Source organism: Pseudonocardia sp. T1-2H, assembly GCF_038039215.1.
Taxonomy (GTDB): Bacteria; Actinomycetota; Actinomycetes; order Mycobacteriales; family Pseudonocardiaceae; genus Pseudonocardia.
The window spans coordinates 5,817,643-5,835,918 of the sequence record NZ_JBBPCL010000001.1 but is presented as its reverse complement, the minus strand read 5'-3'; the positions used below and the strand labels follow the sequence as shown (position 1 = coordinate 5,835,918).

General features: G+C 73.3%; 17 protein-coding genes and 2 pseudogenes. 17 read left to right on the top strand and 2 right to left on the bottom strand.

Going from position 1 to position 18,276, the window contains the following annotated elements; translation table 11 throughout:
- The first annotated feature begins 102 nt into the window (after positions 1–102).
- Positions 103–912: a hypothetical protein gene (locus WBK50_RS28815; protein ID WP_341338576.1), complete on the top strand. Its 810-nt coding sequence runs from the start codon at positions 103–105 to the stop codon at positions 910–912.
- A 156-nt stretch (positions 913–1,068) separates the two neighbouring features.
- Here WBK50_RS28815 and WBK50_RS28810 read toward each other — a convergent pair whose 3' ends face one another.
- Positions 1,069–2,319 carry an isochorismate synthase gene (locus WBK50_RS28810; protein WP_341338575.1) on the bottom strand — a complete coding sequence of 417 codons (1,251 nt, stop codon included), beginning with the start codon at positions 2,317–2,319 and terminating at the stop codon, positions 1,069–1,071.
- A 127-nt stretch (positions 2,320–2,446) separates the two neighbouring features.
- Here WBK50_RS28810 and WBK50_RS28805 point away from each other — a divergent pair, with 127 nt between their 5' ends.
- A complete protein-coding gene (locus WBK50_RS28805; RefSeq protein WP_341338574.1) occupies positions 2,447–2,917 on the top strand; it encodes a DUF3592 domain-containing protein in 471 nt (156 codons plus the stop codon).
- Here the strand turns inward: WBK50_RS28805 and WBK50_RS28800 are convergent, their stop codons facing one another.
- A complete protein-coding gene (locus WBK50_RS28800; RefSeq protein ID WP_341338573.1) occupies positions 2,918–3,775 on the bottom strand; it encodes an inositol monophosphatase family protein in 858 nt (285 codons plus the stop codon).
- A 164-nt stretch (positions 3,776–3,939) separates the two neighbouring features.
- Here WBK50_RS28800 and WBK50_RS28795 point away from each other — a divergent pair, with 164 nt between their 5' ends.
- The 15 genes and pseudogenes from WBK50_RS28795 to nuoK all read left to right on the top strand — a co-directional run bounded on the left by WBK50_RS28795 (position 3,940) and on the right by nuoK (position 18,249).
- The gene (locus WBK50_RS28795) at positions 3,940–5,097 is read left to right on the top strand and encodes a glycosyltransferase family 4 protein (protein WP_341338572.1); all 1,158 of its coding nucleotides are present in this window, start codon (positions 3,940–3,942) and stop codon (positions 5,095–5,097) included.
- A 1-nt stretch (position 5,098) separates the two neighbouring features.
- Positions 5,099–6,202, top strand: a complete 1,104-nt coding sequence (locus WBK50_RS28790; protein WP_341338571.1) for a glycosyltransferase — start codon at positions 5,099–5,101, stop codon at positions 6,200–6,202.
- Positions 6,203–6,361: 159 nt separating this feature from the next.
- The gene (locus tag WBK50_RS28785) at positions 6,362–7,060 is read left to right on the top strand and encodes a demethylmenaquinone methyltransferase (RefSeq protein ID WP_341338570.1); all 699 of its coding nucleotides are present in this window, start codon (positions 6,362–6,364) and stop codon (positions 7,058–7,060) included.
- Between the two features lie 105 nt (positions 7,061–7,165).
- Positions 7,166–7,360 (top strand): FAD-binding protein, encoded by a 195-nt coding sequence (locus WBK50_RS28780; RefSeq protein WP_341338569.1) that lies wholly within the window; start codon positions 7,166–7,168, stop codon positions 7,358–7,360.
- Positions 7,361–7,449: 89 nt separating this feature from the next.
- A complete protein-coding gene (locus tag WBK50_RS28775) occupies positions 7,450–7,815 on the top strand; it encodes an NADH-quinone oxidoreductase subunit A (RefSeq protein WP_297491791.1) in 366 nt (121 codons plus the stop codon).
- A 27-nt stretch (positions 7,816–7,842) separates the two neighbouring features.
- Complete coding sequence (locus WBK50_RS28770) at positions 7,843–8,391, top strand: NuoB/complex I 20 kDa subunit family protein (protein ID WP_341338568.1); 549 nt, start codon at positions 7,843–7,845, stop codon at positions 8,389–8,391.
- 7 nt (positions 8,392–8,398) lie between these two features.
- A pseudogene (locus WBK50_RS28765) lies at positions 8,399–9,249 on the top strand (NADH-quinone oxidoreductase subunit C).
- On the top strand, positions 9,246–10,598 hold the full coding sequence (locus WBK50_RS28760; RefSeq protein ID WP_341338567.1) for an NADH-quinone oxidoreductase subunit D: 1,353 nt from the start codon (positions 9,246–9,248) through the stop codon (positions 10,596–10,598). The pseudogene WBK50_RS28765 and the gene WBK50_RS28760 overlap by 4 nt, the downstream one beginning before the upstream one ends.
- Complete coding sequence (nuoE, locus tag WBK50_RS28755; RefSeq protein WP_341338566.1) at positions 10,595–11,401, top strand: NADH-quinone oxidoreductase subunit NuoE; 807 nt, start codon at positions 10,595–10,597, stop codon at positions 11,399–11,401. Before WBK50_RS28760 ends, nuoE begins: the two co-directional genes overlap by 4 nt.
- Before the next feature lie 115 nt (positions 11,402–11,516).
- Positions 11,517–12,821, top strand: coding sequence for an NADH-quinone oxidoreductase subunit NuoF (gene nuoF / locus WBK50_RS28750; protein WP_341339535.1), 1,305 nt, complete (start codon positions 11,517–11,519; stop codon positions 12,819–12,821).
- Positions 12,818–15,280, top strand: coding sequence for an NADH-quinone oxidoreductase subunit G (locus tag WBK50_RS28745; protein ID WP_341338565.1), 2,463 nt, complete (start codon positions 12,818–12,820; stop codon positions 15,278–15,280). The genes nuoF and WBK50_RS28745 overlap by 4 nt, the downstream gene beginning before the upstream one ends.
- Positions 15,277–16,569, top strand: a complete 1,293-nt coding sequence (gene nuoH / locus WBK50_RS28740; RefSeq protein WP_341338564.1) for an NADH-quinone oxidoreductase subunit NuoH — start codon at positions 15,277–15,279, stop codon at positions 16,567–16,569. The genes WBK50_RS28745 and nuoH overlap by 4 nt, the downstream gene beginning before the upstream one ends.
- Positions 16,570–17,141: pseudogene (nuoI, locus tag WBK50_RS28735) on the top strand (NADH-quinone oxidoreductase subunit NuoI).
- The gene (locus WBK50_RS28730) at positions 17,138–17,953 is read left to right on the top strand and encodes an NADH-quinone oxidoreductase subunit J (protein ID WP_341338563.1); all 816 of its coding nucleotides are present in this window, start codon (positions 17,138–17,140) and stop codon (positions 17,951–17,953) included. The pseudogene nuoI and the gene WBK50_RS28730 overlap by 4 nt, the downstream one beginning before the upstream one ends.
- Positions 17,950–18,249, top strand: coding sequence for an NADH-quinone oxidoreductase subunit NuoK (gene nuoK, locus WBK50_RS28725; protein WP_297502951.1), 300 nt, complete (start codon positions 17,950–17,952; stop codon positions 18,247–18,249). Before WBK50_RS28730 ends, nuoK begins: the two co-directional genes overlap by 4 nt.
- Positions 18,250–18,276 lie beyond the last annotated feature (27 nt).

Below are 18,276 nucleotides of genomic sequence, written 5' to 3'. Positions count from 1 at the left end.
GGTAACGCACCCCACGGCGGCGCCGACAGAGGTGCGGAGCCCGTGCGCTCCCGGCCGGCCCGACCCCGCGGACCTGCCGCCCCTCCTCCCCACGAGGCGCCGGTGATCCCCAGCACCCGCACCCCGGTCACGACCCGTGCCGTGACCCGCGCAGTGACGCGCCCGCTCCCCGCCGGCAGCGCACGGACCTTCGCCGCGGAATGCGCCGCGCTCGTCGGTACGGCGCTGACGGCCGGGCTGGTCGTGCGCTCGGCCGAGCCGTCGGTGCAGGTCTCCGCCGTGATCCTGACGGTCGGCGGCGCGATCGCCACCGTGCTGATCGCGCTCGCCGGGCACGCCTCCGGCAGTCGCCGCGCCGGGCGGATCGCGGCCGCCGTCGCCGGCGCCGCGGTGCTCGTCCCGCTGCCGCGGGCGCTCGGGCTGTCGACGCGGCACGGGCTGTGGCCGCTGGTCGGGGCGGTCGGCGTGTTCTGCGTCGTCGTGCTGCTCGCGCTCGCCGTGCGGCGCCGCTCGGCCGCGGTCACCCCGGTCGTCGCGATCACCGCCGCGGTCCTGGGGGTCGCGATCGTCGTGGCGGGGATGACGGCCTCGCTGGCACCGGATCTCCGCACCCCGGCCCGCCTGGCCGGTACCGCGGACCTGCTCGCCTGGTCCGGCGCGGGTGCCGCGGGGGTGCTGGCCGTCCTCGCGGGGCTGCGCCGGGACCGGCCGCTCCTGCGCCGGATCGGGCTCGCGTTCGTCGCTCTCGCGAGCGCGCACGCCGCGGAACTCGGCCAGGGCGCGCCGGGCGGGCTGTCCGACCCGCTGCACCTCGCGGGCGTCGCGGCGATGCTCGGGGCCGGGGTGCCGTTCCTGCTCAGCTCGCGGCGGGGAAACGCGGTTCCGGGACCGCGGGCGGAGCTCAGCCGGTAGGGGCCGTCGTCGGGTCCGGTGTGCCTTCGAGGACCGGCGGCTCGACGACGGTCGTGGTGGTCGGCTCGGTGGTCGGCGCGACGGCAGGGGGACCGGTCGTCGGGTCCGGCGCGCCCTCCGGAACCGGGACGGCGGCGGTCGTCGTGGCCGCGACCGCTACTCCGCGCCCTCGAGCGCGTCCCGCACCGGGACGAGCTTCGCGGCCGCCTCCCGCACCTCGGAGTCCGGGTCGGAGTCCGCGACGATCCCGCAGCCCGCGAACAGGCGGGCGACCCGGCCGTCGAGCTGGGCGCAGCGCAGGGCGATGCCGAGCTCGCCGCCGCCGTCGGCGTCCAGCCAGCCGACCGGGCCGGCGTACCGACCGCGGTCCATCCCCTCGAGCTCGGCGATCAGGGTGCACGCCTCCTTGGTCGGGGTGCCGCCGACCGCGGCGGTCGGGTGCACCACCTCCACGAGGTGCAGCAGCGACGCCGGGGAGGCCGGGTCCAGCGTGCCCCGGACGTCGCTGGCGAGATGCCAGACGTTGCGCAGGGCGAGGATCGACGGCTGCTCGGGGACGTCGAGCGTCGTGCAGAACGGCCGCAGCGCGTCGGTCAGGGAGTCGATGGCGTAGGCGTGTTCGCGCTGGTCCTTGCCCGAGTCGAGGAGCGCCGTCTCCGGGTCCGCGCCCTCCCCGGGCCAGATCGTGCCGGCCAGGACCCGGGACTCGACGACGGATCCGCGGCGGCGCAGCAGCAGCTCCGGGGTGGCGCCCACCAGCCCGTCGACGGCGAAGGACCAGCACGTGGGATAGCGGCGCGCGAGCCCCGCGAGCAGGAAGCGGGGATCGAGCGGCTCGTCCGCGACGGCCAGCAGGTCGTGCGCGAGCGCGGCCTTGTCCAGCTCGCCCGCCCGCATCCGACGCACCGCCTCGGCGACCGCGCGCCGGTAGCCGTCGACGGGCAGGTACCCGTCCGCGTAGCGCAGCGGCCCGGTCGGTCGCACGGGGGTGACGGCCCGCAGCGACCGCGGCTGCATCGGCATGTCCCCGCTGCTGAACTCGGTGATCCACGCCTGCCCGTCCCGCTGCCCGACGACGACGCGGGGCACCACCAGCACGGACCCCGGCGACTGGTCGCCGAAGGCGATGCTGGTGAAGGCGACGGCGCCGGTGCCGGGCAGGCCCAGCTCATCGTGCACGTCCAGCCCGGCGACGACCCGGCGCCACCAGCCGTCCGCCTCGGCGAAGCGGTCCGGACCCTCGGTCTCGAACCGCGCGACCTCGCCCCAGCCGACGATCCCGTCGCCCTCGCGCACCCAGCTCAGCACCCCGGAGGAGTCCGGCAGGAGGTCCAGCAGTCCCTTGCCAGGCAGGTCGACGGCCCGGGTCCGGACGCGCAGACCTGCGGGCAACGGGGCGATCGTCACGTGATCGAGGGTAGGGAACCGCGCCGGGCGATGCGCGTCCGCCAGGGGAGGCGGTCACCACACGGCGTCCACACGGGTCCCGCACCGGACGCGGCCGGGCGGCGTCGTCCGCCTAGACTCACCCCTCGTGACCAGCGGCGCGGGTGATCTGCTCGCCGACGTGCGAGGCAGCTCGCGGACCGTCGGGCGAGCCCTGCACCGCTTCCTCCCGCAGATCCTGGTGGGTGTCGCGGCCTTCGTGACGGTGCTCGCGGTTGTGGCGCTGGCCGGGTCCGTCGTGGACGACGTCGCGATCTCCCGCAGCCGCGTCGTCGCCTCGGCGGAGGTGCTGGACGACCCGGGCCTCGCCCGCACCCTGATCCGGTTCACCGACCGCAACGGGCAGTTCGTCGTGCCCGAGCGCGGCGTGCTCTACCCGCGCGGGCTCACCGCGGGCCAGACGGTCACCGTCGAGTACGAGGCCGCGAACCCGGAGAACGTGCGGGTCGCCGGGCGCACCGCCGCGAGCGGGCTGCTGTCGATGGCCGGTGGGCTCGTCGTCGTGTGGCTGGTGTTCGGCGGCGCGTCCTACTGGCTCCGCCGCCGCCGGTCCCGCTAGCTAGCGCGGCCCGGGAGAGGCCCGGCGCCACCAGCCGTGCACCTCGTCCGCCACGCCCGGGGCGGCGACCAGCAGCCCGTCCGCGGGTAGCGGGTCCGCCCTGCCGTCCCGGTCGACGACCACCGCCCCTGCCTCGGCGGCCAGGCACAGTGCCCCCGCGACGTCCCACTCGTGGTACCGATCCAGCACCGCCGCAGTGGCCCGACCCAACGCGACCTGCGCGATCGCGAGCGCGGACGAGCCGAGCACCCTGATCCCCGCGTGGTGCGCGGCCGCGGCGTCCAGCAGGTCCTGGCTCGGCGACTCGGCACAGATCAGCCCGCCCGCGGCGGTGGTCCGCGGGTCGATCCGCACCGGCGTCCCGTTCGCCCGGACCCCGCGGCCGCGTGCCGCGGCGTAGATCTGCGCGCGGCTCGGGTCCGCGAGCACGCCGACGACCGGGCCGTCCGCGTCGACCAGCGCCAGGCTGTACGCACACCACGGGAAGCCGGCGACGTAGTTCGCCGTGCCGTCCACCGGGTCGACCACCCAGCGCAGCGGCGCCGCGGCCGCGTTCGCATCCGCCCCGTACTCCTCGCCGACGACCGGGACGTCCGGGAACTCCGCGGCCAGGACCCGGCGGGTGTGCCGTTCCAGCGTGCGGTCGGTGTCGGTGACCCAGTCGAACGGGTTGGCCTTGGTGACGGCGCCGGTGGCGACCCCGCGGCCGGTGGTCGCGGTGATCACCTCGGCGGCATCGTTCGCCAACCGCCCCGCGACGTCCAGGGCGCGGGAGAGCAGGCCGGGATCGACCGGGGCGGGGGCCCGCCGGCGGTCCGTGACCGTGGCGGGGACCCTGGGCAGGGGCAGGACCGTCATGGGCCCGAGGGTCGGGGCGCCGGATGACCTCGCGGCGTCCGGCCGGTGACGACCCGGGACCGTGCGGGCCAATTCCGGGCCGGGAACCGGGTGTTGGCCGGGGGTTCGGCGCCCTGACACGTCCGCGACGGCCTGCGGCGCCCCGGGGACGCCACGGTTCCACCGTGCGAGTCGCCATCGTGTCCGAATGCTTCCTGCCGGTGGTCAACGGCGTCACGAACTCCGTGCTGAGGGTCTGCGAGCACCTGCGCGCCGCGGGCCACGAGGTGCTGGTGATCGCCCCCGGGACGGACGAGTCCGAGGACCACGAGGGGATCCGCGTGGTGCGGGTGCCCGCGCTGGAGCTGCCCGTGGTGTCGTCCATGCCGGTCGGGGTGCCGAGCCGGCGGATCCTCAAGGCGCTGCGCGAGTTCGCGCCGGACGTCGTGCACCTGGCGGCGCCGTTCGTCGTCGGGGCGCGGGGGCTGGCCGCCGCCCGCAAGCTCGGGATCCCGACGGTCGCGATCTACCAGACGGACGTCGCCGGGTTCGCGTCGTCCTACGGCCTCGGACTCACCGCCCGCGCCGCCTGGCGCTGGACCTGCCGGCTGCACGCGCAGGCGGACCGGACGCTTGCGCCGTCGAGCTGGGCCACCGAGGCGCTGCGCGAGCGCGGGGTGCCACGCGTGCACCGCTGGGCCCGCGGCGTCGACACCCGGCGCTTCACCCCTGCCCGGCGCTCCGTCGACCTGCGGGCGGAGCTGGCCCCGGACGGCGAGCTGCTGGTCGGGTACGTGGGGCGGCTCGCGCCGGAGAAGCAGGTGGAACGGCTGGCGGTGCTGGGTGGGATGCCCGGCGTGCGGCTCGTCGTGGTCGGGTCCGGGCCCAGCGAGGAGCGGCTCCGCGCGGCCCTGCCGGAGGCGGCGTTCCTCGGTTTCCGCGGCGGCGACGAGCTGGCGGCGATCTACGCCTCGCTGGACGTGTTCGTCCACACCGGCCCGGCCGAGACGTTCTGCCAGGCGGTCCAGGAGGCGCTGGCGTCCGGGCTGCCGGTGGTGGCGCCGGACGCGGGCGGCCCGCGGGACCTGGTGCTGCCCGGCCGGACCGGCTACCTCGTCCCGCCGCGGCCGGACGGGGCGGACGCGGCGGACCCCGGATCGCGTGTCGCGGACGCCGAGCTCCGCGCGGCCGTCGAGACGTTGCGGGACCCGTTGCGCCGCACGGCCTTCGGCTCGGCGGCGCGGCGCTCGGTGCTGCGCCGGACCTGGTCGGTGGTGGGGGACGAGCTGATCGCGCACTACCTGGACGTGCTGGGCGCCGCCGGGACGGCACAGGCCGCGTGACGTGCGGATCGTCCAGCTCGCGAACTTCTACGGTCCCCGCTCCGGTGGCCTGCGTACGGCCCTGCACGCGCTCGGCGCCGGGTACGTGACGCGCGGGCACGAGGTCGTCCTCGTGGTGCCCGGGCCGCGCAACGCCACGGACCTGCTGCCCGGCGGGATCCGCCGGGCGACCATCGCCGCGCCCCGGCTGCCCGGCACCGGCGGCTACCGGGCCGTCGACCCGTGGCGGGTGCAGCGCCTGCTGGAGCGGCTGCGGCCGGACGCGATCGAGGTGTCGGACCGGCTGACCCTGCGCGGCCTCGGGACCTGGGCCGCCCGCCGCGCGGTGCCGAGCGTGGTGATCTCGCACGAGCGGCTGGACCGGCTGCTGAGCCAGTTCCTGCTGCCCCCCGGCGTCGCCCGGCGGGTCGCGGACGCGGCCAACGCCAGGATGGCCGCCGCCTACGACACCGTCGTCTGCACCACCGCGTTCGCCGGCGCCGAGTTCGACCGGATCGGCGCCACCAACGTCCGGCGGGTGCCCCTCGGCGTGGACCTCGCGACGTTCTCCCCGCTGCACCGCGATCCCGCCCTGCGCGCCGAGCTGGGCCGCGGCGCGCAGGCGCTGCTCGTGCACGCCGGGCGGCTGTCCCCGGAGAAGCACCCCGAGCGGAGCGTGGACACCGTGGCGGCCCTCCGCGACGCGGGGCTCGACGTCCGGCTCGTCGTGGCCGGCGACGGGCCGCGGCGGGCCGCGCTGGAGCGGCGCGCGGCCGGGCTCCCGGTGACGTTCGTGGGCTTCGTCCCGGGGCGGGCGCAGCTCGCGGCCCTGCTCGCGTCGGCGGACGTGTCGCTCGCGCCCGGGCCGCACGAGACGTTCGGGCTCTCGGCTCTCGAGGCGCTCGCCAGCGGGACGCCGGTGGTGGTGTCCCGGTCGTCGGCCCTGCCCGAGATCGTGGCCGGGAGCGGGGCCGCCGCGGAGGACTCGCCGGCCGCGTTCGCCGCCGGGGTGACGACGCTGCTGGCCGCGGACGAGGCGGTCCGCCGGGGCGCCGCGCGGTCCCGGGCGGAGGAGTTCGGCTGGCCGGCGTCGGTCGACCGGATGCTGGCGACCCTGGCTCCGTAGCGATACGGATGTGTGCGCCTACGACCACCGTTGGATCGCCCTGCACGGCATGGGCGCGTTCATGAGGAACACCAGTGGGCCGGCCCCAGATCGAAGAGCGCTGGTGTTCATCTCACGTCCGCAGGCGCGGGGAACGGGCCGCCCCGTAGGGTCGTGTCCGTGGCCAGGGCCGATCTCGACAAGGACCCCCGCGACGTCGCGTCGATGTTCGACGGCGTCGCGCGGCGGTACGACGTCACCAACACCGTCCTCTCCGGCGGGCAGGACCGGCGCTGGCGGGTCATGACCCGGCGCGCGCTCGACCTGCGCCCCGGGGAGAGGGTCCTGGACCTCGCGGCCGGTACCGCGGTCTCCACCGTCGAGCTCGGCCGTTCGGGCGCATGGTGCGTCGCCGCGGACTTCTCGCTCGGGATGCTGAAGGCCGGCGCGGCCCGCCCGGTCCCGAAGGTCGCCGCGGACGCGCTGCACCTGCCCTTCGCGGACGGCGTGTTCGACGCCGTCACGATCTCCTTCGGGCTGCGCAACGTCGCGGACACGGACCTCGCGCTGCGCGAGCTGGCCCGGGTGACGCGGCCGGGCGGACGGCTCGTCGTGTGCGAGTTCTCCACCCCCACGTGGACCCCGTTCCGGGCGGTCTACCAGGAAGGGATGCTCCGCCGGGTGCTCCCGGCCGTCGCCCGGCGGGTGTCGTCGAACCCCGAGGCCTACACCTATCTCGCGGACTCGATCCTCGCCTGGCCCACCCAGCCGGAGCTCGCGCGGCGGATCATCGGGGCGGGCTGGACCGACGCCGCGTGGCGGGACCTGACGGGCGGTGCGGTCGCCCTGCACCGGGCCCGCAAACCGGACGAAAGCTGACCCCCTGAGGTTCGCCCGCCGGTGGTGCGGGGGTTCTCTGGACTTATCGCCGGACTTCGTGAAACAGTTCACAAGTACCTCGTGAACCAGTTCACAAGGAGCCGAATGGACGCGCCCGAACCCACCACTGGCGCCCCGACCGGATCCGAGGCCGACGTCATCCTGGTCGGTGCCGGTCCGGCGGGGCCCACCGCCGCGGACTCCCAGGCCCGCGCCGGCCTCGACGTGCTGCTGCTCGAGAAGGACCCGCCACGACCAGGCGCGCACCGGCCGCAAGATCGCCGGGTAAGCCTGTCCTGACCTCGGCGGGGTGACGAGCGGCACTTATGGTCCCCACCACGCTCGGTATCGATCCACACACGTAGCAGTGCAGACGACGAAGGTGCACGATGCTCGATCCCTATCTCCCCTTGGTGCTGATGTTCGCCCTCGCGGGGGCTTTCGCGCTCTTCTCCGTGACCGCGGCGCCCTACATCGGCCCGCGGCGGTACAACCGCGCGAAGCTGGACGCCTACGAGTGCGGGATCGAGCCCTCGCCGCAGCCCGTCGTGGGCGGCGGCCGGATGCCCGTCGCCTACTACCTCACGGCGATGCTGTTCATCCTCTTCGACATCGAGATGGTCTTCCTCTACCCCTTCGCGGTGACCGCGGACGCGCTGGGCGTGTTCGGGCTGGTGGAGATCGTGCTGTTCATCATCACCGTCGGCTTCGCCTACATGTACGTGTGGCGACGCGGCGGACTCGACTGGAACTGAGTCGACGGGACTAGAGGAGGAGCCGACATGGGACTCGAGGAGCACCTGCCCAGCGGCGTCCTGCTGACCAGCGTCGAGAAGCTGGTCAACTGGACCCGGAAGTCCTCGCTCTGGCCGGCCACCTTCGGGCTGGCCTGCTGCGCGATCGAGATGATGACGACGGGCGCGCCGCGCTACGACCTGGCGCGCTTCGGCATGGAGGTCTTCCGCGCCTCGCCCCGGCAGGCGGACCTGATGATCGTCGCGGGCCGGGTGAGCAACAAGATGGCCCCGGTCCTGCGCCAGATCTACGACCAGATGCCCGAGCCCCGCTGGGTGCTCGCGATGGGCGTCTGCGCCAGCTCCGGCGGCATGTTCAACAACTACGCGATCGTGCAGGGCGTGGACCACGTCGTCCCCGTCGACATGTACCTGCCCGGCTGCCCGCCGCGGCCGGAGATGCTGATGGACGCGATCCTCAAGATCCACGCCAAGATCATGGACGAGCCGCTCGGCTCCAAGCGGGCCGCGGAGCTGCAGGCCAGCGGGCACAAGACCGAGCTCGTGCCCTCGTCGATCAAGTACGCGAAGAAGTGATGCGGCGATGACGGAACCCACAGGCACCTCCAAGGACCGGGAGGAGCGCACCGGCGGCGAGCAGTCCTCCGCGGAGGCCAGCGGCGGGGCGACGGCCGAGCAGCGCGCCCGCGGCGGCGAGCGACCCGAGGCCGGCGAGGTCGAGCAGGCGAGCGACGAGGCGGGTCTCGCCCCCGAGGGCGGCACCCGGCCCGCGGCCACCCGCGAGCGCTCCGGCATGTTCGGCGTCCGCGGCAGCGGGGACACCTCCGGCTTCGGCGGCCTGCGGCTGCCCGGCTACGCGCCCGCCCCGGCGGAGCGGCCCTACGGCGGCTGGTTCGACGACCTCGCGGACGACCTGGCCGCGGCCCTCGACGAGCGCGACATCCCGCGCGCGGCGATCGAGCAGATCACCGTGGACCGCGGGGAGATCACGTTCTACGTTGCGCGGGAACGGGTCCTGGAGCTCGCACGGATCTTCCGGGACGACCCGAACCTGCGTTTCGAGCTCTGCTCCAGCGTGTCGGGAGTGGACTACAGCGCCCCGGACGACGCGTCGGTGGTGAAGCCGATGCACGTCGTCTACCACCTGCTGTCGATGACGTACCGGCGCCGGATCCGCCTCGAGGTCGCCCTGGACTTCGCCGATCCGCACGTGCCGAGCGTCGTCGAGGTCTACCCGACGGCGGACTGGCACGAGCGCGAGACCTGGGACATGTTCGGCGTGATCTTCGACGGTCACCCGGCGCTGACCCGGATCCTCATGCCGGACGACTGGGAGGGCCACCCCCAGCGCAAGAGCTACCCGCTCGGCGGGATCCCCGTGGAGTACAAGGGCGCGGAGATCCCTCCCCCGACCAGCGGAGGGCGTACTCATGAGCACGACCGACGACCTCGACGCGCGCGAGGCCCAGGCGGCCCGGGACGCGTACGCGGCGCAGCAGCGCGAGACCACCGAGGGCACCGTCTACACGGTCACCGGTGGCGACTGGGACACGTTGCTCGACTCGGAGCACGACGACCGGATCGTCATCAACATGGGCCCGCAGCACCCGTCGACGCACGGGGTGCTCCGGCTGGTCCTCGAGCTCGAGGGCGAGACGGTCACCCAGGGCCGCACCGTGATCGGCTACCTGCACACCGGCATCGAGAAGAACTGCGAGTACCGGACCTGGACCCAGGGCGTCACGTTCGTGACGCGCATGGACTACCTGGCGCCGCTGTTCAACGAGGCCGCGTACTGCCTGGGCGTCGAGAAGCTGCTCGGTGTCGAGGTGCCGCGTCGGGCGCAGCACATCCGGGTGCTCCTGATGGAGCTCAACCGGATCGGCTCGCACCTGGTCTGCCTGGCCACCGGCGGCATGGAGCTCGGCGCGCTCACCGGCATGACGGCCGGCTTCCGCGAGCGCGAGGAGGTGCTCCACCTGCTGGAGCACCTGACCGGCCTGCGGATGAACCACGCCTTCATCCGGCCCGGCGGCCTGGCCCAGGACCTCCCCGAGGACTGGAAGGAGAAGGTCACCGATTTCGTCAAGGTGATGAAATCGCGCCTTCCCGACTACGACAAGCTGCTCACCGCCCAGCCGATCTGGCGGCAGCGCCTCGAGGGCGTCGGGTACCTGCCCGTCGACGGCTGCCTGGCGCTCGGCGCCACCGGCCCGATCCTGCGCAGCGCAGGCCTGCCCTGGGACCAACGCAAGGTCGAGCCGTACTCGGGCTACGAGGAGTACGACTTCGAGGTCCCGACGGCCACCGAGGCGGACTGCTACGCCCGCTACCGGCTGCGGGTCGCCGAGATCCACGAGTCGCTCAAGATCGTCGAGCAGGCCGTGCGGAAGCTCGAGCCCGGGCCGGTGATGGTCTCCGACCGCAAGATCGCCTGGCCCGCGCAGCTGTCCATCGGCAGCGACGGCATGGGCAACACGCTCGAGCACGTCCGCAAGATCATGGGGCAGTCCATGGAGTCCCTGATCCACCACTTCAAGCTGGTCACCGAGGGCTTCCACGTCCCGCCCGGGCAGGTGTACTCGTCCGTCGAGTCCCCGCGCGGCGAGCTGGGCTATCACCTCGTGTCCGACGGCGGGACGCGCCCGGTGCGCGTGCACGTCCGGGACCCCAGCTTCGTGAACCTGCAGTGCATGCCGGCGATGAGCGAGGGCGGCATGGTCGCCGACGTCATCGCCGCCGTCGCCAGCATCGACCCGGTCATGGGAGGTGTCGACCGATGACGTTGCCCGAGGGGAACCCGGAGACCAACAGCCGCCTGGCCGTCGCGCCGGCGGAGCGGACGTGGACGGCCCGGCCGGACCAGGGCCCCGTTTCCCCGACGTTCGACGAGCTCACCCGCCGGCGGGCCGAGGAGATCATCGCCCGCTACCCGGTGGCCCGCTCCGCGCTGCTCCCGCTGCTGCACCTCGTGCAGTCGGTGGAGGGCCACGTCAGCCAGGACGGCATCCGGTTCTGCGCGGAGGCGCTGGAGCTCACGACCGCCGAGGTCAGCGCGGTGGCGACGTTCTACACGATGTACAAGCGCACGCCCTGCGGCGAGCACCTGGTGAGCGTCTGCACCAACACCCTGTGCGCGGCGCTCGGCGGGGACGACATCTACGCGGCACTGAAGGCCCGGCTCGGGATCGGCCACGAGGAGACGGTGGGGGAGCCCGGCACGACCGGCTCGATCACCCTCGAACACGCCGAGTGCCTCGCGGCCTGCGACCTCGCACCCGTGCTGCAGGTCAACTACGAGTACTACGACAACCAGAGCGTGGCCTCGGCCGAGGCGCTGGTGGACGCGTTGCGCCGCGGGGAGAAGCCCCCGCCGACGCGCGGGGCGCCGCTGACGGACCTGCGGACCGTCGAGCTGGAGCTCGCCGGCTTCACGGACGACCCGGCGCTCGCCGCGGCCGCGGTCGCCGGCCCGTCGGCCGCCCCGGAGACGCTGCGCGGGGTGCAGATGGCCGCCGAGCGCGGCTGGATCGCCCCGGCGATGCCCGACGAGCACCCCGCCCTCCCGCCCCTCCCGGAGAAGTGAGGAGCCGATGAGCACTCCCGACAAGCCGGAGAAGGCCGGTGCCGCCGAGAAGGTGGCCGGCCTGGACACCGCCGGCCCCGCGGACACCGGTCCCGGCCCCGAGGGCCCGGCCCCGTTGACCCCGGTCCTCACCCGGCGCTGGACGGCCGAGCGCTCCTGGACCCTCGAGTCCTACGAGCAGCTCGATGGCTACCGGGCCCTGCGCACCGCGCTGACCGCCCACCCGGACCAGCTGATCACGCTGGTGAAGGACTCCGGGCTGCGCGGCCGCGGCGGCGCGGGCTTCCCGACCGGCATGAAGTGGTCCTTCATCCCGCAGGGCTCCACCGGCCCGGGCGCCAAGCCCAAGTACCTCGTGGTCAACGCGGACGAGGGCGAGCCCGGGACCTGCAAGGACATCCCGACGATGATGGCGGACCCGCACTCGCTGATCGAGGGCTGCGTCATCACCAGCTACGCGATCCGCGCGAAGTTCTGCGCGATCTACGTGCGCGGGGAGGCCCTGCACCCGATCCGCCGGCTGCGTGCCGCGGTCGCGGAGGCCTACGCCGCGGGCTACCTGGGCAAGGACATCCTCGGCTCCGGGTTCGACCTGGACATCGTGGTGCACGCCGGCGCGGGCGCCTACATCTGCGGCGAGGAGACGGCGCTGCTGGATTCCCTCGAGGGCCGGCGCGGCCAGCCGCGGCTCAAGCCGCCGTTCCCCGCGACGGCCGGGCTGTACGCGTCGCCGACGGTCGTCAACAACGTCGAGACCATCGCGAGCGTCCCGGCGATCGTCGCCGGGGGCAGCGGCTGGTTCCGCACCATGGGCAGCGAGAAGAGCCCCGGCCCGAAGATCTACTCGGTGTCCGGGCACGTCGAGCGCCCCGGCCAGTACGAGGCCCCGCTCGGGATCACGCTGCGGCAGCTGCTCGAGCTCGCCGGCGGCATGAAGGACGGGATCCCGCTCAAGTTCTGGACCCCGGGCGGGTCGTCCACCCCGATCTTCACCGCCGAGCACCTCGACGTTCCGCTCGACTTCGAGGGCGCCGCCGCGGCCGGTTCGATGCTCGGCACCACCGCGGTGCAGGTCTTCAACGAGACCGTCTCCGTGCCGTGGGCGGTCATGAAGTGGACCGAGTTCTACAAGCACGAGAGCTGCGGCAAGTGCACGCCGTGCCGGGAGGGCACCTACTGGCTGGTGCAGATCCTGGAGCGGATGGTGCACGGCGAGGGCACCGCGGAGGACGTCGAGACGATGCTCGACATCTGCGACAACATCCTCGGCCGCTCCTTCTGCGCGCTCGGCGACGGTGCGACGAGCCCGATCACCAGTGGCATCAAGTACTTCCGCCAGGAGTTCCTGGACCTCGTCGCGCAGCAGCCTGCGGTCGCGCGTCCGGAGCAGCTGGCCGAGCTGACCGGAGCCCCCGCATGACGATCGCTCCTGACAAGGACACCAAGCCCGTACCCGACGGGTACGTGCGCCTGACCATCGACGGGATCGAGGTCGACGCCCCCAAGGGCGAGATCCTGATCCGCACCTGCGAGCGGCTCGGGATCATCGTCCCGCGGTTCTGCGACCACCCGCTGCTGGAGCCGGCCGGCGCCTGCCGGCAGTGCCTCGTCGAGGTGGAGATGGGCGGCCGGCCGATGCCGAAGCCGCAGGCCAGCTGCACCATGACGGTGGCCGACGGGATGGTCGTCAAGACCCAGCACACCTCGCCCGTCGCGGACAAGGCGCAGCAGGGCGTGATGGAGCTGCTGCTCATCAACCACCCGCTGGACTGCCCGATCTGCGACAAGGGCGGGGAGTGCCCCCTGCAGAACCAGGCGATGAGCAGCGGCCGCACGGACTCGCGGTTCGTGGAGACCAAGCGGACGTTCCCGAAGCCGCTGCCGATCAGCTCGCAGGTGCTGCTCGACCGTGAGCGTTGCGTGCTCTGCCAGCGCTGCACCCGCTTCTCCGAGGAGATCGCCGGGGACCCGTTCATCGACCTGCTGGAGCGCGGCGCGAACCAGCAGATCGGCACGGCGGAGGACAAGCCCTTCCAGTCCTACTTCTCCGGCAACACCATCCAGATCTGCCCGGTCGGCGCACTCACCAGCGCGGCCTACCGGTTCCGCTCCCGGCCGTTCGACCTCGTCTCGACGCCGTCGGTGTGCGAGCACTGCAGCTCCGGCTGCGCGCAGCGCACGGACGCCCGCCGCGGCTCGGTCATGCGGCGCCTCGCGGGCAACGACCCCGAGGTCAACGAGGAGTGGAACTGCGACAAGGGCCGCTTCGCGTTCCGCTACCTGCAGTCCAAGGGCCGGATCACCCGGCCGTTGATCCGCGAGGAGAACGGCGAGCTCGTCGAGACGTCCTGGACCGAGGCCCTGCGGGCCGCGGCGCACGGGCTGCTGGCGGCGCGCGGGCACAACGGGATCGGGGTGCTGACCGGCGGCCGGCTGACCGTCGAGGACGCCTACTCCTACGCGAAGTTCGCCCGGGTCGCGGCCCACACCAACGACGTCGACTTCCGGGCCCGGCCGCACAGCGCCGAGGAGCTGGAGTTCCTCGCCGCCCACGCCGTCGGGACCACACCTGACACCGGGGTCACCTTCACCGCGGTCGAGGCGGCTCCGGCGGTGCTGACCGTCGCCCTGGACCCGGAGGACGAGGCGGGCATCGTCTTCCTCCGCCTCCGCAAGGCCGTCCGCAAGCGCGGGCAGCGCGTCTTCCAGCTCGGCCAGTGGACGACGCCGGGCGCCCGCAAGACCGAGGCGACGCTTATCAAGGCCGTTCCGGGGGCCGAGGCCGCCGTGCTCCGCGAGCTGATCTCCGCGGCCGGGGAGAAGGACGCGCGGGCCTCCGAGCTGATCGACGCCCTCAGCGGGCCGGGTGCGGTGGTCCTCGTCGGCGACCGGGCCGCCGAGGTCCCCGGCCTCTACTCCGCCGTCACCGCGCTGGCGACGCGCACCGGCGCGAAGGTCGCCTGGATCCCGCGCCGGGCCGGCGACCGGGGAGCGCTCGACGCGGGCGCGGTCCCGACCCTGCTGCCCGGGGGCCGTCCCGTCTCGGACGCCGCGGCGCGGGCCGAGGTCGCGCAGGCCTGGGGCATGCACGAGCTGCCCGCCACCCCCGGCCGCAGCACGGACGAGATCCTCGCGGCCGCCGCGCGCGGCGAGCTCTCCGGGCTCGTCGTCGGCGGGGTGGATCCGGACGACCTGGCGGACCCGGGACTCGCCCGGCGGGCGCTGCGCGAGGTCGGCTACCTGGTCAGCCTCGAGATGCACCACTCCGCGGTCACCGAGCTGGCGGACGTCGTGCTGCCGGTGGCCCCGGACGCCCAGCGCGCCGGCAGCTACCTGAACTGGGAGGGCCGGCTGCGGGAGTTCCCCAGCACGCTGGATTCCAGCGGCGTCCTGCCGGACTGCCGGGTGCTGGACACGCTCGCGGTCGAGATGGACGCGGACCTGTTCACGCAGACCCCGGCCGCGGCGATGGGGGACCTGCAGCGGCTCGGTGCCCACACCGGCGCCGCGCCCGCCGGGCCGACCGCCGAGGCCGGCGCCGCGCCGCGCCCCGCCGAGTACGGGCAGGCGGTCCTCGCGACCTGGCGCCAGCTCGTCGACGACGGTTCCCTGAGCATCGACGAGCCGGCCCTGGCCGGCACCGCCCGCCCGGCCCGGGTCCGGGTCAACGCGGCCACCGCGGAGCGCCTCGGGCTCGTCGAGGGCCTCGAGGCGAGCGTCGCGACGGACCGGGGTGCGATCACGCTGCCGGTCGAGTTCACGGACCTCCCGGACGGCGTCGTCTGGCTCCCGGCCAACTCACCGGGCTCGGCGGTACGCGCCACGCTCGGCGCCGGCCACGGCTCGCTGGTCCGCGTCAGTGCCGGTGGTGCGGCATGACGCGCACCCAGCAGCTCCTCGCCGACGACCCGTTCTGGCTGATCGTCCTCAAGGTCGTCGTGCTGTTCGGCGTCGGCGTCGTGCTGACCCTCTTCATGATCAACTGGGAACGGAAGGTCGTCGGCCGGATGCAGCAGCGTCCGGGCCCGAACCGGACCGGTCCCGGCGGCTGGCTGCAGTCCCTCGCGGACGGGCTCAAGCTGGCGTTCAAAGAGGACATCATGCCGACGCACGCGGACAAGAAGGTCTTCTTCATCGCGCCCGTCGTCTCGACGATCCCGGCGTTCGTGGCCTTCTCCGTCATCCCGTTCGGCGGCGAGGTCTCGATCTTCGGTGAGCGCACCGTGCTGCAGCTCGTGGACCTCCCCGTCGGCGTGCTGGTCGTGCTGGCCTGCTCCTCGATCGGCGTCTACGGGATCGTGCTCGGCGGCTGGGCCTCCGGCTCGCCGTACGCGCTGCTCGGCGCGCTGCGCAGCGCCGCGCAGGTCATCTCCTACGAGATCGCGCTCGGCCTCTCGATCGTCGCGGTGGTCCTCTACTCCCGCTCCATGTCGACCGCGGACATCGTCGCGGCCCAGGGCGGCGGCTGGTACTTCTGGCTGCTCGTCCCGAGCTTCGTGGTCTTCGTGATCGCGATGGTCGGCGAGACGAACCGGGCCCCGTTCGACCTCCCGGAGGCCGAGTCCGAGCTGGTCGGCGGCTTCCACACCGAGTACTCGTCGCTGAAGTTCGCGCTCTTCTTCCTCGCCGAGTACGTCAACATGGTCACCGTCTCGGCGATGGCCACCACGCTGTTCCTGGGGGGCGGGCGCTGGCCGTGGCCGCTGTCGTCGTTCAACGACAACGGCTGGCTGATGTTCGTCGCGTTCCTGGTCAAGACGCTGATCTTCCTGTTCGTCTTCATCTGGCTGCGCGGCACGCTGCCCCGCTTCCGCTACGACCAGTTCATGCGGCTCGGCTGGAAGGCCCTGGTCCCGGTCAGCCTGTTGTGGATTCTGGTGATCTTCGCGATCCGCACCTACCGGAACAGCTCCGGCGGCAGCGTCGCGGTCCTGCTCATCACGTTGGGCATCGTGCTGGTCGCCGTGCTCGCCATCGCGTTCCTGGTGCCCGAGCGCCGGCGTCCCGAGGCGGCCGTCGACCCGGCGTCGGACTACCCGGTGCCGCCGCTGGACCTGGCCGTCCCGGACACGCCCAGGCGGACGGCGAAGCGCAAGGCCGTCGCGCGCGAGAAGCGGCGCGAGCCCGCCGGGGCCCTCACCGGCGACCCGGGGAAGGAGACCGAGTAGATGTTCGATTTCTTCAAGGGCTTCGGCGTCACCTTCTCGACGATGTTCAAGAAGGTCGTCACCGAGGAGTACCCCGAGGACTTCCCGCCCGCCGCACCCCGCTACCACGGCCGCCACCAGCTCAACCGGCATCCGGACGGGCTGGAGAAGTGCGTCGGCTGCGAGCTGTGCGCCTGGGCCTGCCCGGCCGACGCGATCTACGTCGAGGGCGGGGACAACACCGAGGAGGAGCGCTACTCCCGGGGGAGCGCTACGGCGCGATCTACCAGATCAACTACCTGCGCTGCATCGGCTGCGGCCTGTGCATCGAGGCCTGCCCCACCCGCTCGCTCACGATGACGAACTTCTACGAGCTGGCGGACGACAACCGGCAGGACCTGATCTACACGAAGGAACAGCTCCTCGCCCCGCTGCTGCCCGGCATGGAGCAGCCGCCGCACCCGATGCGGCTCGGGAACGACGAGCAGGACTACTACGTGCAGGGCCCCACGCTCGCCCGGACATCGGCGCAGCGCACCGCCGCGGGCGAGCCGGGCGTGGAGAACGATCCCGTGGGGGAGCAGGTCCGATGATCTCGGTACTGGCCCAGGCCGCGGACCAGGGCGGGGGGCTCGTCAGCACCGGCGAGGCGGTCGTCTTCTGGATCCTCGGCCCGGTGGCGCTGGCGTCCGCGCTGGCCATGGTCTTCGCCCGGAACGCGGTGCACTCCGCGCTGTTCCTGGCCGCGACGATGCTCTCGCTCGCGGTGCTCTACATGATCCAGCAGGCGCCGTTCCTCGGCTTCGTGCAGATCATCGTCTACACCGGCGCCGTGATGATGCTGTTCCTGTTCGTGCTGATGCTCGTCGGCCGGGACAGCTCGGACTCCGTGGTCGAGGTGCTCCGCGGTCAGCGTGTCGCGGCGTTGCTGCTCGGGGTCGCGTTCGCGCTGCTCCTGGTCGCGGGCGTCGGACGGGCGTTCAGCGAGGTCACGCCCGCGGGCCTCGGTGTGGCGGGCTCGAACGGCAACCTGCCGGGCATCGGTCAGCTGGTCTTCACCAAGTACCTGTTCTCGTTCGAGCTGACGTCCGCGCTGCTCATCACCGCCGCGCTCGGCGCGATGGTGCTGACCTTCGCCCAGCGCCGGCAGAGCGCGAAGCAGGGCCAACGCGGCACCGTGATCCAGCGGCTGCGTGGGGACCGGGTCTCCCCGCTGCCCGGCCCCGGTGTCTTCGCCACGGCGGACTCGGTCGCCGTGCCCGCGCTGCTGCCGGACGGCTCGATCGCCCCCGAGTCGCTCTCGGAGATCATCGAGGGGACGCCGGTGGACGAGAAGCCCCGGCGCGAGCCGGACGCCCACGCCCTCACCGACGGTCGGGCCTCCACGAAGGTGATCGACGAATGACCCCGACGTACTACCTGCTGCTCTCCGCGCTGCTGTTCTCCATCGGCGCGGTCGGCGTGCTGGTGCGCCGCAACGCGATCGTCGTGTTCATGTGCATCGAGCTGATGCTGAACGCGGTGAACCTCTCGCTGGTGACCTTCGCCCGCATCAACGGCTCGCTCGACGGCCAGGTCATGGCGTTCTTCGTCATGGTCGTCGCCGCGGCCGAGGTCGTGGTGGGGCTCGCCATCATCATGTCGATCTTCCGCACCCGTCGTTCGTCCTCCGTGGACGACGCGAACCTTCTGAAGTACTAGACCCACGGGGGCTGCGCCCCCGTGCAC